17 protein-coding genes and 1 pseudogene are annotated in these 15,211 nt (G+C 30.7%); 6 read left to right on the top strand and 12 right to left on the bottom strand.

Annotated features, from left to right (window positions below):
• The first annotated feature begins 72 nt into the window (after window positions 1-72).
• Window positions 73-909 (top strand): sulfite exporter TauE/SafE family protein, encoded by an 837-nt coding sequence (locus ACZ5N4_RS14175; protein ID WP_464203161.1) that lies wholly within the window; start codon window positions 73-75, stop codon window positions 907-909.
• Window positions 909-1,268, top strand: a complete 360-nt coding sequence (locus ACZ5N4_RS14180) for a DUF1634 domain-containing protein (RefSeq protein WP_464203162.1) — start codon at window positions 909-911, stop codon at window positions 1,266-1,268. The genes ACZ5N4_RS14175 and ACZ5N4_RS14180 overlap by 1 nt, the downstream gene beginning before the upstream one ends.
• A 278-nt stretch (window positions 1,269-1,546) precedes the next feature.
• Here the strand turns inward: ACZ5N4_RS14180 and ACZ5N4_RS14185 are convergent, their stop codons facing one another.
• From ACZ5N4_RS14185 to ACZ5N4_RS14200, 4 genes are all read right to left on the bottom strand, one after another.
• Window positions 1,547-2,788 carry a HAMP domain-containing sensor histidine kinase gene (locus ACZ5N4_RS14185; protein WP_464203163.1) on the bottom strand — a complete coding sequence of 414 codons (1,242 nt, stop codon included), beginning with the start codon at window positions 2,786-2,788 and terminating at the stop codon, window positions 1,547-1,549.
• 6 nt (window positions 2,789-2,794) lie between these two features.
• Entirely contained in the window at window positions 2,795-3,490 is a 696-nt protein-coding gene (locus tag ACZ5N4_RS14190) for a response regulator transcription factor (protein ID WP_464203164.1), read from the bottom strand.
• 202 nt (window positions 3,491-3,692) lie between these two features.
• Window positions 3,693-6,197: an ABC transporter permease gene (locus ACZ5N4_RS14195; protein ID WP_464203165.1), complete on the bottom strand. Its 2,505-nt coding sequence runs from the start codon at window positions 6,195-6,197 to the stop codon at window positions 3,693-3,695.
• A 54-nt stretch (window positions 6,198-6,251) separates the two neighbouring features.
• Window positions 6,252-6,947: an ABC transporter ATP-binding protein gene (locus tag ACZ5N4_RS14200; RefSeq protein WP_464203166.1), complete on the bottom strand. Its 696-nt coding sequence runs from the start codon at window positions 6,945-6,947 to the stop codon at window positions 6,252-6,254.
• Between the two features lie 611 nt (window positions 6,948-7,558).
• Here ACZ5N4_RS14200 and ACZ5N4_RS14205 point away from each other — a divergent pair.
• A complete protein-coding gene (locus ACZ5N4_RS14205; protein WP_464203167.1) occupies window positions 7,559-7,795 on the top strand; it encodes a hypothetical protein in 237 nt (78 codons plus the stop codon).
• Window positions 7,796-8,116: 321 nt separating this feature from the next.
• Here the strand turns inward: ACZ5N4_RS14205 and ACZ5N4_RS14210 are convergent, their stop codons facing one another.
• Complete coding sequence (locus tag ACZ5N4_RS14210) at window positions 8,117-8,248, bottom strand: hypothetical protein (RefSeq protein ID WP_464203168.1); 132 nt, start codon at window positions 8,246-8,248, stop codon at window positions 8,117-8,119.
• A 28-nt stretch (window positions 8,249-8,276) separates the two neighbouring features.
• Here ACZ5N4_RS14210 and ACZ5N4_RS14215 point away from each other — a divergent pair, with 28 nt between their 5' ends.
• A complete protein-coding gene (locus ACZ5N4_RS14215; protein ID WP_464203169.1) occupies window positions 8,277-8,588 on the top strand; it encodes a hypothetical protein in 312 nt (103 codons plus the stop codon).
• Between the two features lie 319 nt (window positions 8,589-8,907).
• Here ACZ5N4_RS14215 and ACZ5N4_RS14220 read toward each other — a convergent pair whose 3' ends face one another.
• Together ACZ5N4_RS14220 and ACZ5N4_RS14225 are read right to left on the bottom strand one after the other, a co-directional pair.
• A complete protein-coding gene (locus ACZ5N4_RS14220; RefSeq protein WP_464203170.1) occupies window positions 8,908-9,072 on the bottom strand; it encodes a hypothetical protein in 165 nt (54 codons plus the stop codon).
• A 279-nt stretch (window positions 9,073-9,351) separates the two neighbouring features.
• Window positions 9,352-9,525: a hypothetical protein gene (locus ACZ5N4_RS14225; protein ID WP_464203171.1), complete on the bottom strand. Its 174-nt coding sequence runs from the start codon at window positions 9,523-9,525 to the stop codon at window positions 9,352-9,354.
• Between the two features lie 90 nt (window positions 9,526-9,615).
• On the opposite strand from ACZ5N4_RS14225, the gene ACZ5N4_RS14230 reads away from it, so the two are divergent.
• Window positions 9,616-10,086, top strand: a complete 471-nt coding sequence (locus tag ACZ5N4_RS14230) for a hypothetical protein (RefSeq protein ID WP_464203172.1) — start codon at window positions 9,616-9,618, stop codon at window positions 10,084-10,086.
• 964 nt (window positions 10,087-11,050) lie between these two features.
• Here ACZ5N4_RS14230 and ACZ5N4_RS14235 read toward each other — a convergent pair.
• Window positions 11,051-11,215, bottom strand: coding sequence for a hypothetical protein (locus ACZ5N4_RS14235; protein WP_464203173.1), 165 nt, complete (start codon window positions 11,213-11,215; stop codon window positions 11,051-11,053).
• Between the two features lie 19 nt (window positions 11,216-11,234).
• Here ACZ5N4_RS14235 and ACZ5N4_RS14240 point away from each other — a divergent pair.
• A pseudogene (locus ACZ5N4_RS14240) lies at window positions 11,235-11,363 on the top strand (bacterioferritin-associated ferredoxin); the annotation flags it as partial.
• 156 nt (window positions 11,364-11,519) lie between these two features.
• Here the strand turns inward: ACZ5N4_RS14240 and ACZ5N4_RS14245 are convergent.
• From ACZ5N4_RS14245 to ACZ5N4_RS14260, 4 genes are all read right to left on the bottom strand, one after another.
• A complete protein-coding gene (locus tag ACZ5N4_RS14245) occupies window positions 11,520-12,203 on the bottom strand; it encodes a GGDEF domain-containing protein (RefSeq protein WP_464203174.1) in 684 nt (227 codons plus the stop codon).
• A gap of 151 nt (window positions 12,204-12,354) precedes the next feature.
• Window positions 12,355-13,467, bottom strand: coding sequence for an acyltransferase family protein (locus ACZ5N4_RS14250; protein WP_464203175.1), 1,113 nt, complete (start codon window positions 13,465-13,467; stop codon window positions 12,355-12,357).
• Between the two features lie 75 nt (window positions 13,468-13,542).
• On the bottom strand, window positions 13,543-13,953 hold the full coding sequence (locus tag ACZ5N4_RS14255) for a 3-hydroxyacyl-ACP dehydratase FabZ family protein (RefSeq protein WP_464203176.1): 411 nt from the start codon (window positions 13,951-13,953) through the stop codon (window positions 13,543-13,545).
• Window positions 13,954-14,083: 130 nt separating this feature from the next.
• Window positions 14,084-15,199 (bottom strand): M20/M25/M40 family metallo-hydrolase, encoded by a 1,116-nt coding sequence (locus ACZ5N4_RS14260; protein ID WP_464210945.1) that lies wholly within the window; start codon window positions 15,197-15,199, stop codon window positions 14,084-14,086.
• Window positions 15,200-15,211 lie beyond the last annotated feature (12 nt).

Here is a 15,211-nt window from a genome sequence, read left to right on the forward strand (position 1 = left end):
TAATATATATTTTCACCTGCTATAATAATACTTGAATTTGCTAATTTGTTCAAACTAAAAGGAGATGATGTTTTGTCATTAGTAGCATTAAAAATATTAATAATATCTGTTATAGCTGGAGTAGTAGGTTCCGTTCTTGGACTTGGTGGTGGTACTGTAATTACTCCTGCACTTACATTATTATTCGGTGTTGATATAAAACACGCTATTGGAGCAAGTATTATTTCGGTAATTGCCACCTCTAGTGGATCAGCTGTAGCATATATAAAAGATAAAATAACTAATATAAGAGTAGGCATGTTCCTTGAAATAGCTACCACTACTGGAGCTATAACAGGAGCTTTCTTAGGAGGCCTAATAAATCCTAACTATCTTTATGTTCTCTTTGGAATATTGTTATTATACTCTGCTTTTGCAATGCTAAAAAAAGGCAAAGATGAATTGCCTCAGAATGTATCAGTTCATCCATTGGCAAAAAAATTCAAGTTAAATGGAGAATACTATGATAAAGCTTTACAGAAAAATGTTGCTTATAATGTAGACGGCGTACCTGCTGGTTTTAGCGTTATGTATGGTGCTGGGGTTATTTCAGGGCTTCTCGGAATAGGCAGCGGTAGTTTTAAAGTTATGGCTATGGACTTATGTATGAAGCTTCCTTTAAAAGTGTCCAGTGCAACTAGTAATTTTATGATGGGAGTAACTGCTGCCGCTAGTGCTGGTGTGTATTTTCTTAAAGGTGATATAGATCCTAAGATTGCTGCCCCTGTTGCCCTTGGAGTTCTTGCAGGTGCTACAATAGGAGCTAGAATTATGCAGCAACTGAAAAGTAAAACAATTAGAAAAATATTTATACCTTTTCTAGCCTATGTGGCAATACAAATGATTTACAAAGGAATAGGAGGACACTAATGAAAGAAAGTAATATTGGAGAAATAGAACTTATAATAAGTAAATCTTTGAGAGTAGGAGTTCTCTTGAGTTCATCAGTAATATTAACAGGACTCTTGATGTTTTTAATATCTGGACACAGTGGATACCCAGAAAATTTCTATCCAACTACGCCTTCTGCCGTAGTATCTGGTTGTTTGTCCTTTAAGCCCTATGCCATTATACTTTTAGGATTGATGATTTTAATAGCAATTCCAGTATTTCGTGTTGGTGTTTCAATTATTGTCTTTTTAAAAGAAAAAGATTATTTATATGTAAAAATTACCACTGTGGTTTTTATTATATTAATCATAAGCTTTTTAATGGGCAAAGTCGGGTAAAATAAACAGGGTTCTTGGCTTTAGGTGGAGTTTTAAGCTCCATCTGAAGATTAGAGGCCGTTATCCAGTGGAAGTAGACATCGGATAAAACTTAAATAAGCTTGAGGATAATCATTGAACAAATATAAGAACATATAAAAAGGCTTGCAAGAAGATTTATTATGAATTTTTTAAGTAGATATATTTAAAAAGAATGTTTAAATATCTACCTATTGATCATCTTATCTAATGCAAGCCTTTTTAATATCGAAAGTTATAGCATTAAACAATTTATATGCTTAATATTTGAGAAATGTGACAATAAATTTTGTTCCTTTTCCTACTCTACTTTGTGCTTCAATTGTTCCATTATGCGCTTCAATTATTGATTTTGCTAAAGCTAATCCAATTCCTACAGAGTCACTTTTTCTTGAGGTTCTTGCTTTATAAAATCTTTTAAAAATATGAGGTAAGTCCTTCTCGTCAATTCCTTCACCAGTATCTGTTATAATTATTCTTCTATAAATAGGATTTTCCGCTAATTCTATGATTATTTCTCCTCCTTGAGCAGTATGTTCTATGCCATTTTTGATAATATTTATTAAAGCCTCTTCAACCCACAATTTATCATGCCTAAAAACTACTTCAGAAATTTCCTTAAAAACTAATTTAATATTATTTTGCAGCGCCTTGCTTTCAAGTGCATCTATTGAATCTTGTATAGTCTCATTCAAGCTTTGCTTTTCTTTTACAAATTCTATAGCTTTTGCATCAAGCTTAGCAAGCTTAAGCATACTTTTGATTAACCAGTTCATTCTACTAAGCTGATTTTGATTATTCAATAAGAAAGTTTCTCTTTGCTCCTTTGATAGATCTTTGCTTAGTAAGATATCATTATACACAATCATTGCTGAAAGAGGAGTCTTTAACTGATGGGATATATCAGATAATAAGTCAACAAGAAATTGCTTTTCATTTTTTAGGGCATCTATATTATTTCTAATAATTTCTCTCATAGAATTAAAGGAACTTGCTAGTTTGGAGAAGTCTCCTTCTTTATTTTCATTAATTGCTAAATCATAATCTCCCTCAATTACTTTCTTCGCCCCTATAGTTAACTTTCTTATTTTTTTATAAAAGAATATATATTGAAAATAATTAAACATGAAAAATATTGCAGACATAAATATAAACAGAAAAATAATACTGTAATTGTTTTTTTTGATAGTCTTGTTAACGTAAGGAAAAATTTCACTTTCTAAATCTTTATTTACACCATATTGATTTAAGATTACCTTACCTTTATCAGCCTCTTCTTGAGATACTTCTCTTGTAATAATAGGTATAATCTCTTTTTCAAGCTCTGGATTTTTATTTATTACTCTTACCGTAATAGCTCCTAAGCTTTTTATATAGTCATCTTTTAAGTCATCATGATGTAATTTTATTATAAAAGATTCTAAACATAAAAATATAATCATTAAAAATAGAAGAATAGAAGAGCTTAATTTTAATTCAGGATTAATAAAATATTTTTTCATGTATATCTACTCCTTAACAACATCCTTATCCCATTTGTACCCTAATCCTCTTAGCGTGACTATATATTCTGGGTTCTTGGAACTATCTTCTATTTTTTCTCTTATCCTCTTAATATAAACAGACAATGTGTTTTCGTCGAAAAAAGATTCTGCTCCCTCTGTTAGCTCCTTTAATATTTCATCTCTCTTAATTAATACCTTTGGATTATTCATAAATATCAATAGAAGTCTATATTCCTGGGCTGTTAGAATAATTTCTTTATCTTTTTTCTTTACTATTGCTTTTGCATTATCAACTACTATATTTCCACTTATAAGCCTGTTTCCTGCAAGTGATATTTTAGAGCTTCTCCTTAGTGATACTTTTATTCTTGATAAAAGCTCTCTAACTCTAAAAGGCTTTGTTATGTAATCATCACCGCCTATTTCAAGTCCTAACACTATGTTAACTTCATCATCACATGCAGTTAAAAATATTACTGGAATATCACTTTTAGTTCTTATGGACTTACATAGTTCATACCCATTTCCATCTGGTAAATTAACATCTAGTAATATTAAATCAAACTGACTTAGCTGAAGTAAATTTTCTGCTTCTGATATCGTTGATGCTCTACAAAGCTCATAGCCTTCATCTTTTAATGTAAATTCTATACCAAGTGCTAGAGATTCATCGTCTTCTACTAGCAATAATTTGTACATACACTTCACCTCTTTTAATTTTTTAGAAATACAATCAATTTAATAATACTTGATTTATATACTAAATTGAATATATAAATATGTAATCCTTAAGTTCTTACCCTATCTTTTAGATAATGCTAAAAATAATGTCATGGACTATGCAATCCATGACATTAATATCTGATACTCTCACAAATTCTCTTTAACCCTTTATATTACATTAAAAATCTTCTCTAATTGCTTCAATTAAGTTTTCTTTTCTGATTCTCGAAAGTGGTGATAGTACTGAAAGATAACCAATCACTATAGCTGCTATACCTGCAGTAGCTACTGCACTCCAGGGAAAGTTCCATGGAAACTCTCTCACTCCACCTAAACCTTTATACATTGAAAATGATAAGGCACATGCTATTATTGATCCGTATATAGTACCAACTATACCATACATGAATCCTTCTAAAACTATCATTTTCTTTAATCCTTTTTGAGTTAAACCAATAGATTTTAATGCAGCAAATTCTCTTTTTCTTAATATAATATTTGTCGTTATTGTGTTTATTATATTAACACTTCCTATTAAAGATACAACTACAACAAATCCGTATATTAATATCTTTACCATTAGTATTGAAGTCTTTGTTTTTCTATTTTGTTCTATATTATCAATTACTCTTAATGAAGAATTTGATTTTATTGCAGTTTCTATTTCTGCTTTTGCTGCTTCTTCATTCTTCGCATCTTTGATTATAATATTTAAACCTACCGGTTCAATACTATTCTTATTAGTTAACTTTTTAGCAACTTCTTCAGTTGTAATAAGCTTTAACCCCTCTTGCGATCCCCAGAAATTAAAAGGTTCATTTTCAACTATCGCCATGACCTTAACTTTTTTAGTCTTTGCTTTGTCAAATTCAATTTTTTTATTGTTATCTCCTGCAATCTCACTATATTGAAGATCTATTTCATCTCCTACTTTTATATTAGCAACTGGACCTACATGTTTCTTTTGTGTTTTATCATTAAATATTGTATTTTTGCTAATTAAAATTACTCCATTTTCTTTGCTTAGTTTTTCAACATCAATATCACCAGAAGTTAAATATTTTTTAGAAGCTTCTAAAGCCCCTTGGTCATAAACCGCTGTATAGCCATTTAAAATAGTTTTTTGATTATAACTTGAATTAGTCTTATTATATACTTTACCCATATCTTGAATTTCTTTGATTTCTTTACTCTTATCTATAGCTATATCAAAATGATATGCATCATAAACCTTATATATCTTATCTATATCATTTACATTTTTAAGATTATCTATTATTTTTTCGTTTATATATGTCTCTTCCTTTGTAGCTTGTGAATTTCTTATAACTGAGAAGTGGATATTTTTTGATTCATTAGCATCTTTTCCTATAGTTAATGTCATATCCATGAAAGACTTAAAGGTAATAAATAATACAACACTTATCACTATTGAGAAAACAGTTACTCTATATCTCTTTTTATTTCTTTTTATGTTTTTAACTGCTAGTGCTGCTTCAAAACCAAATACTTTTCCGATAACTCTATTTTTTCTTCTTTTTATTTTTTCTTTTGTTATTGCTGTCCTACTGCTTATAGCTACTAATGGTGATATCCTGCCAGCGAAAATTGCTGGTATCAATGCTGACAAATATATTGATATTATGCCAACACCTCCACTTATAGCCATAATATTAGGATCTATTACTGGTTTCATAGGAAAAACCGATTCTCCGCCAATTAGTTTAAAAGCAAAGCTTATTCCATATATAGCTATAATACCACATACTAACCCCAAAGGAACACCTATGGCAGCTAAAACTGTTGCCTCTTTTAATACAATTTTTCTTATTTGTTTTGGAGTTCCTCCTACAGCCCTTAAAAGGCCAAACTGCTTTATTCTTTCCACAACGCTTATTTGAAATGAATTGTATATAACTGCTATAGTCGATATTACTACTATTCCAATGATTATACCTAGTGTAGCATATAATCCAGCCATTCCCGAACCTTTATCTCCAGCACCTTGCATTATAAGAAGATAAGTATTTTCTCCAACTTTATCTTTTTCAGTTAATCCTTTTAGTTCCTTTACTGCCTTCTTTAAATTTACTTTTGGACTTATTTCCACTAGCAGCATAGACTTTGACTCATCGATTTTATTATTTTTAGTTAATAAAATTCCTTTATTTTCAATTTGATTTCCTATATTGTCTTCCAATATACCTACAAGAGTATATTCTTTTTCATTAACCTTTATTTTATCCCCTATTTTACCATTTTTATCAATACGACTTAATGCCCATTTTTCTATTGCCACTTGATTCTCGTTTTCTGGAAACTTACCTTGTTTCACTCTATACGGAAGAAGTTCTAAAGCCTTATCTGTAGCTATTATAACATCAGTAGTTAATTTCCCCTCTAATTTAGTTTCTTCACCTACTGTATAAAATCCACTTCTAGAAACCTTTGGATTGTTTGTTATCTTAGAAATTAAACTTTCATTTGCTTTTGTAAAGGCTAATTGCCATGATCCATAGGAATTTTTAGCATCATCTATTTGCGCATTTTGTATTCCTTTAAAGAAAAGCCCAATTGATGATATCAATGCAACCGACAGTATAATTCCTATGATAGTAAGTAAAGTTCGTTTCTTATTAGTCTTTAAATATTTGCCCGTAAGCTGTCCATAGTTAGTTATCATTGGGTTACCTCCTAGTATTCCTTAATTCTACATTCTGATATTAATTTACCTTGACTATGCACCATATTTATTTCTTAGATACTTATCAGAAACAATTTCACCATCTTCTATGGTAATCACTCTATCAGCCATTGAGGCTATATTAATATCATGAGTAATAAGTATTAATGTTTGGTTATACTTTCTAGCTGTAAATTTCAATAATTCAATAACCTCTTTTGAATTCTTACTATCAAGGTTTCCCGTTGGTTCGTCTGCAAGTATTATTGAAGGTTTATTTAACAGTGCTCTTCCAATTGACACCCTTTGCTGTTGGCCACCTGACAGCTCAGATGGAAGATGATTTTTTCTTTCCTTAAGTCCCAATATTTCAATAATTTCTTCCAAATAGCTTTTATCCACTTTATCATTATCTAATAGTGCTGGAAGAGCTATGTTTTCCTCAACATCTAAAACCGGAATTAGGTTAAAGAATTGAAATATAAATCCTATCTTTCTTCTTCTAAATATTGCAAGCTTTTCTTCTTTATAGTTATAAATACTTTCACCGTCAATTATAACTTTTCCCTTTGTTGGTCTATCTAAGCCTCCAAGCAAGTGAAGTAATGTACTTTTACCTGAACCAGAAGCCCCTACAATTGCCACAAATTCTCCCTTATTTACTGATAGATTTATATCTTTAAGAGCTTCAACTATATTCTCACCTTTTCCATAAGTTTTGTTTAAGTTTTCAACCTTTAGAATTTCCATATATCTCTCTCCTCTGTTTTATTATCACCATGCTTAAATTATATATCACTACATTTCATTACTCCATGTCATTTAACTTACAAGAAAAAGTTTTGTCTTACAATTTAGTAAGATTGACATGTATTTAAAATTGAATATAAGTCCTAAATTGTTTATACTGCTTAATTTTAAGCTTTTTCAGAAAAATAAAATTTGAATAAACCTGAGCAAAATTGAAAAGTTTTTTTGACGAATTTTTGCCGTCAAAAGAATTGTGTTAATAAAAGCTCCGGATTACTCCAGAGCTTTTATTATTCTCAGTGGCATATTTATAAATCCTTCTTATGCTAATAACCTGAATGAGGTTACATTTTGAAAAGATGTACATCTGGTTGCTTTTCTTTTATTACTTCTTCTATTTTCATTGCCTCTTACTTCCTTTTTAAAATTTTGTAATCTTATTTTGCATCCTGCATATTATGTATTGTGTGTAAAAATTTTATGGAGGCTTACTAATGTATAGAAACGAAAATCTGGATCATGAACAAAATCTGGATCATGAACAAAATCTTAATCAAGATTCAAATGAGGCTTACCTTGGCTATCGCGAGGACCCTGATGATGACCCTCGCATGAGAATGTGCTGTCCTATGATGTGTTGTTGTCCTATGATGTATGGACCTCAAATGATGCCAACACAAGTTTCTCCTGCTCAAATGATGCCTAGTAGTGGATGTGATGATCCTGATCCTCGTCGACCATTTTTCCATCACAGACCATTTTTCTTCCCTTTCAGACCATTTTTCTTCCCTGTCAGACCATTTTTCCATCACAGACATTTTTCCCATCACAGCCCATGGTGGATGTAGCATAGATAAAATCGATAACTACTATATATCTAAATTAGGTAAACATAACTGCAGCTTAGGCTGCAGTTTTTTTATTTAATTTCTTAAAAAATAGTAAGTACTGACATCTCTGCCAGTACTACAACCAGGAGGATACTAATGTATTTTATCTTAATTAATTTCATTATATGGTTATTTATTATAATGTTACATTTAAAAATAAATAAGCACTAGCATTTCTACCAGTGCCATTGGGAGAGTAGTTAGAACACGCAGGATTCGAACCTGTCATGTAAGCCCAAGTTGATTATTGTCCTATATTAAAAGAGAGTTTTCTTCCCTTCATTGTTGCCATACATCTTTCATGTAATCCATGGTGCGCTTCATACATTCCTTAAGGCTATCAGCAGCGTTTTCTTTGTCTACTTTCTTGCTAGAACAAAACGGACATACTAAATATCTATCCTTAGTCATCTTATCCACATCTTAAGATAACAATATAATGAATATTACGGACTACTACAATGGCAATAATGAAGACATAATTGAAAATTACTATCGGCCTAGAAATATGAATTCTCCTACTTATCCCATGTATTCTTGCCCGCTATGCAACTATCCAATGTCTATGAGGGATGAATACTACGATTCATACGAATATGATGATCCAGATGAATATTACGATTTAGACGAATATGATGATCCAGGATACAGACAAAAGCGTCGTAGAAGACGTAGACATAGACGTAGACATCCACATTTTTATGGTCCTTACTTTTATCCATGGCTATACTTCCTCCCATTTTTCTTCTAATCCGAAAGATATTAAGACTAATGGAATTAGTATTAATAAGAATCCTTGCACACCAATTGTTCCTGGTGTGCTTCTTTAATCTTCTTAACAACTACACATTTTAAATATAATAAGCACCTGGATTTAACCAAGTGCTTAAATATATACCGTTGCCACAAAGTATGTAATCCCCACTACAACCATTAGGCAATTGTCCTTATACTTATTATATAGTATATATTTAGTATTTTTATCTCATTTTCGTCTCAAATTTGTCTCATGCTTTAATTGGCTTTTAAAATACTATTTGTTTTGTTTTGGGCATGAAAAAAGAGAGCAATTACTCTCTTGAGTTCTCTTTATCAGATTTTATACCTTTATTTCCCAACTCCTTTTCTGCAGCTGGAACAATACCTAATCCACCTATACTAAAAGCTGTCATGTTATTTAACTGTTTTACTATTTCGTTTTCTTCATTATTAATTTTTTTATCTTTATGTTCCATATTATCACCTCAGTTATTATAATAACCACTGGTACGATTTAATATTCTACATAAAAAGAGCCCTATACACAAGCTCTTAATAATATCTTCTCAATACATAATTTACTGCTTTTGATATCTTTCTATTTTTTCTTAAATAATAAAGGCACCTATGTCCTAAGACCTAACCGCCTTTATATATGTTATTACTTATTACATATCATCCCTCTTGCTTCTCTGGCTAAAATATGTATAGTTGCTTTTGTTATGAGTAACTTTATATACTCTTTATCTTCTAACTTATCTTTGCTTAATAGATCCACCTTTACCTCGCCTATAACTGTCATGTATCATCATGTTTTCGAAATCAGAAAAGAAGAGGCTTTCTTTACCCCTCCTATGTTTCTTTCTTGGTTTATTTAGTATCTTTTGTACATCTGGTTGCCGTTCTTTTATTACTTGTCCTATTTTCATTGCCCCTCACTTCCTTTTTAAACTTTTGTAACCTTATTTTGCATTCTGCATATTATGTATTGTGTATAAAAATTTTATGGAGGCTTATTAATGTATAGAAACGAAAACCAGAACATTGATCAAGAGCTTAATCAAAATTTAGATGATACTCGTCGTCATCACCATCATCATGGACACCATCATCATCATGGACATCATCATTTTGGAATGTGTTGTCCTATGATATGCTGCTGCCCTATGATATGCTGCTTCCCAATGATGCATGGACAGCAAATGATGCCTACTCAAATGTCTCCATCACAGGTTTCTCCTGCTCAAATGATGCCTACTAAAATGTGTCCATCACAGGTTTCTCCTGCTCAAATGATGCCTACTAAAATGTGTCCATCACAGGTTTCTCCTGCTCAAATGATGCCTACTCAAACAATGCCATATGGCATGGACCATAAATGTAAATGTGGAGATCATATGATGTATAGAGATGATAATATCAATAATGATAACATCAATAACGATGAACTCAGACAATATTATTCAAGACCTTACTATTATCCATATTAGCCATATTAACCATAGATAAAATTAATAATAACTATATATCTAGATTAATTAAACATAACTGCGGCTTAGGCTGCAGTTTATTTTTATCTAATTTCTTTAAAAATAGTAAGTACTTACATCTCTGCCAGTACTACAACTTGGAGGTAATTAATGTATTTTATTCTAATCAATTTCATTATATGATTAATTTATTATAATGTTACATTTAAAAATAAATAAGCACCAGTATTTCTACCGGTACTTAAAATAGATAAATTATTTGTATTTAAAACTAACACTTTTTACTATTGCTATTCTTTGTTAATATTACTGCTGCTACTAAAACAATTATATCAACGCCTAATATAATAAGATTCATACAATAGGCTCCCTTCTTTCAATACTTATTAATTATATTGTAGGAATCTATTGTTACATCTATGTGTCATTCCTGTTACATAATCATGTAGTTATTTAACAATCTGCAAATTAATAAGCACCGGTATTTCTACCAGTGCTTTATTAAATGAGTTTTAAAGGGGACTATTGATATATCCTATATGTTTGGGTAACTTAGGATATCTATTATTATAGACACCAATTGTTACATAAATATGTCATTACTGTTAAATAACTATATACTTTTTAATTACTTGTAAAATAATAAGCACTAGTTTTTACACCAGTGCTTAGTCGAATATATTATATAAGATTGGGTAACTTATCCTGCAAGGCTTTTATTACTTCAGGACAATCATTATTATAACTTCCAATTATTACACATTTATAACCAAATTGTTACATTTTTGTGTATTTTAAAATAAATAAGCACTTAGATTTCTCCAAGTGTTCTTATTTTTCATTTATTTTCATATAGCTTTTACTATTAGATTCAAATTCCTCTATCATATAGCCTTCATATAACTCATATGCTTTTTTATCTTTATTTAAAACCCATAGTTGCCCATTCTCATCTAATTTACATTCATTCTAATTCATATTTTTTACAACCTTTACTAACTAATTCGTCTATATTCACAATGTTAATATTTATATCATCTTCAATCATAAGATTTTCAATGTCCTTATGTTGAATTAAAATTTCAATTAACTTATTTGTTAATTGAAATTCTATAAAAGGAAAATCCATAACTGTTAAGCACTTTGTACTTGATAATATTATAAGACTTACAGGAGTAATGAAAAATGCGAAATGTGAGATTAACAATCCTTTAGGTAAATGTTGCCGTCCTATTATTCAAGAGACAATCAATAAAGCATTGAGCATGAAATCGTGAGCAAATACGAATAATGGAGCAAAACAAAAACACCCTAGGCTTGTAACCTAGGGTAAGAGATTAGTTGATGTTTCAAGCAAAAAACTATGAAAAATATCAAGCATGTCATCATTAAAATGAGATTTCCTGCTAAAAAGAGATGTTGTTTTCGTAAACTTATGAGTTATTCAAATTTATAACAGTATTTTTAATTTGCTTTGCCTTGTATAGTGCACAGTCAGCTAAATCTACAAAAGTGTCTATACTTAACTCTTCTTTTATAGATGCGATACCGATACTAATTGTAATCTTAATTACAATACTATTAAAGCAAAACATATGCTCTTCTATAATTTGTCTAATTCTTTCTGCCGTATTGTATGCATATTCCTGACTGGTTTCTGGAAGAATTATAGCAAATTCATCTCCTCCCCACCTAATTATGCTATCTCCTTTTCTGATGTTATGAGATAAGACATTTGCCAACTGGGTCACAAGCTTATCACCTATAACATGACCATAGGTGTCATTAATAATTTTGAAGTTGTCCATATCTATCATAATTAGAGAAACCACAGATTTTTTCTTTTTTAACTTTTCCAGTTCTTCATTCATTTTTAAATAGAAGAAACCTCTATTGTTTACTTTTGTTAGTGCATCTTCGTATACCCCTTTGTGAAGCCTTTGAATTAACTTACCACATCGAAATGCAAAAACCATATCAATTAAAGCTATAGAAGACCATATCAAAAAACAATGCTGTTTTCCTAGATTTACAGTTAATAAATAGCCTATAACGTGTAAGACTAATACAGATGTAGTTATAATATATGGTACAAATTTTATAAAAAACCTATCCATGATAAAGCACCCCTAATTTGGAAATTTAGTTAAATAATAATACAAAAACCTTTTATATACTTATTGTAACATATTTATTGTAACTTTTATCTGCTATTTTTATAAAAATATTGAATTTTTTGGAATATAAAAAAGCTGCTTTTAGCAGCCCTTATAACTTTATATATTTATTTTTTGAATACATTCTATTCATAATCCACATCCAAAGAATCACATACAGTATTGAAAAATATAAAGAATCAAGCCATTCACCAGCCCAGGGGGTTATAAATTTAAAGGTAATCCAAGGGCAGAAACCTAAAGGCTCTTTAAACTGGCTATCATATATAGGCACTCTCCAAAGAGTTTTTCGTATAAGTTCTGAAACTAAATAAACAAAAATAGGACTACTTCCTAATGCAGTAAAAGGTCTAAGCAGGCTTTCTTTTTTGTAAATGTCACAAACTAGATATAATATAGCTATACTTAAAGCTGCAGCTCCAGCTGTTACTAATATAAAAGAACTAGACCATATAGCTTTATTAAAAGGGAATATTTTATTAAATAGAAAAGCACCAAGTAAAGATGCTGCTCCGAGAATTCCTATATTTAAAACCCTATTGTAATCACTCGTACTCTTACATACTAAAAAATAACCAATTGTACATCCGAGAGTTCCAGAAGAAATTGATGCTAATGTACTTAAAATTCCCTCTGGGTCCCAGGTTTTTAAGGCTAAATGCCCACTTAAAAATCTAGAGTCAATTCTTTGTACTAAGTTTCCTTCCATTTCAAATCCATAAGGCTTTAATATTAGATAATACCCTATAATTATTATCAATGAAACAGCAATTAAAGAACCAACAACTTGACTATCTTTCTTTGTATTACATTTTATTGATATGTATATTAGGCTAGAAAATAAGTAAACTACACCGATTCTTTGCAAAACCCCTGGAATCCTGATTGAAGTAAAATCGAATAGTGGAAAGCCATTTAAAAATATACCTAACATTATTAATATAAGACTTCTCATAAAAACCTTTAAAATTACGTATTTTTTATTATTACTCGCAGACAGCCTTCTATTCATGACAATAGGGATAGTCATACCTGTAATTAGTATAAAAAACGGAAATCCAAAGTCAGCAAAAGTTAGCCCATTCCATGGAACATGCCTTAATTGGATATAGTTTCTGTCTCCATTCCCCGGATTATTACATAAAACCATTATGGCTACTGCAAAGCCTCTCAGTACATCTACAGCTTTAATTCTTGAAATCAAAGCACCACCCCCTCGTTCATTCAAATCTTCCGCAGTTTCTATCTACCGCAAGTATATGTATTTTAACAATCTATATTAAAGTTTTGCACACATCCAAGTAGCTTCTACAGCAATTTTATCTTTACAGTAAACAGTTCCTGATTGCTTTATAACTCTGTTTGATATCTTTATATTTTTAACTATCATTTCAATGGTGCTTCCAACTTCAACAGTGCTAAAAAATTTAGCATTCTCTATAGATGCAAGCCCGTACAACTCATCATCATCGTTATTCAATTTTTTTACACCTGCACCACCACATTGTGCCATAGCTTCAATCAATATCATATTTGGGACTATCTTTTCTTTAGTATGGTTTTCTTGAAAAAATACAAAGGATTCATCAAAAGTCTTTACACCTGTAATTTCATCTTTGTTAACATTAGTAATCTCATCAACAAACAAAAAAGGATATCTATGAGGGATCAAAGATTCGATTTCTTTCATAAAGCAAATTCTCCTTATCTATTTTATATATGACCATATACTATTATACCATGTGTTACTAATTTGTACATTTTTAGTAGCTCGATTAATAATAAAAACCACTTAGCATAGGTAAGTGGTTTTTGCTGAATTATGCTTCTTTTACTATTTCAACTACCATTCTAGCTGAATTAATTAAATCTTCTATAGCGATATATTCTTCTAAAGTATGGGCTTTTTTCATACCAATACCTAAATTAACAGCTTTTATACCATTGGCATTTAGTATATTAGTATCACTTCCGCCGCCAGTTGATGCAACTTTAGCTTCCATTCCCATATTAGAGAATACTTTCTTTAACATATTAACTATTTCATCATTCTCGTCTACACTAAAAGCGCCATACATTCTTTCAGTTTCTATTTCTATTTCTGCACCAAAATCAGCAGCAGCTTTTTTAAACGTATCTACCATGTGCTTTGTTTGGTCATCTAATTTAGAGTTATCTAAACTTCTAGCTTCTGCTAATATATCAAGTTCTGGCATAACTATATTAGTAGCAACTCCGCCTTTAATAGTACCTATATTAGCAGTAGTTTCTTCATCAATTCTTAATAAGTTCATATTTTCTATAGCTCTAGATGCAACCATAATTGCACTTATGCCTTCTTCTGGTACTAAACCTGCATGAGCTGGTTTACCTTTAATTTTAACTGATATTTTATCTTGAGCTGGAGCTTTAACTATTATTTGTCCTGGAGCTCCACCACTATCTAGTACAAATGCAAAATCTGGGTTGATTTTAGAATAATCTAAGTACTTAGCTCCAAATAGTCCTCCTTCTTCCCATATTGAGAACACTATTTGTATATCGCCGTGTTCAATGTTATTTTCTTTTATTATTCTTACAGCTTCTAATATAGCTGCTATTCCACCCTTATCATCGGAACCTAACACTGTAGTGCCATCACTTTTTATTATTCCATTAACTTCATCTATGATAGGCTTTATACCTTCTCCTGGACTAACTGTATCCATATGTGAACTAAACAACACAGTTTTTCCTGGTCTATTTCCTTTTAATGTAGCGATAACGTTTCCAGTTTCACCGCCAGCTTTAACTCCTGCGTCGTCTACATATACGTCGAATCCTAAGTTCTTTAGCTTGTCTACTAGAATTTTTGCTACAGCACCTTCCTTAGAACTTGGACTATCTATTTGTATAAGTTCTAAGAATTCCTCCACTAATCTTTGCTTATTTACCATCATATGTACCTC

The organism is Clostridium nitrophenolicum (assembly GCF_055391695.1).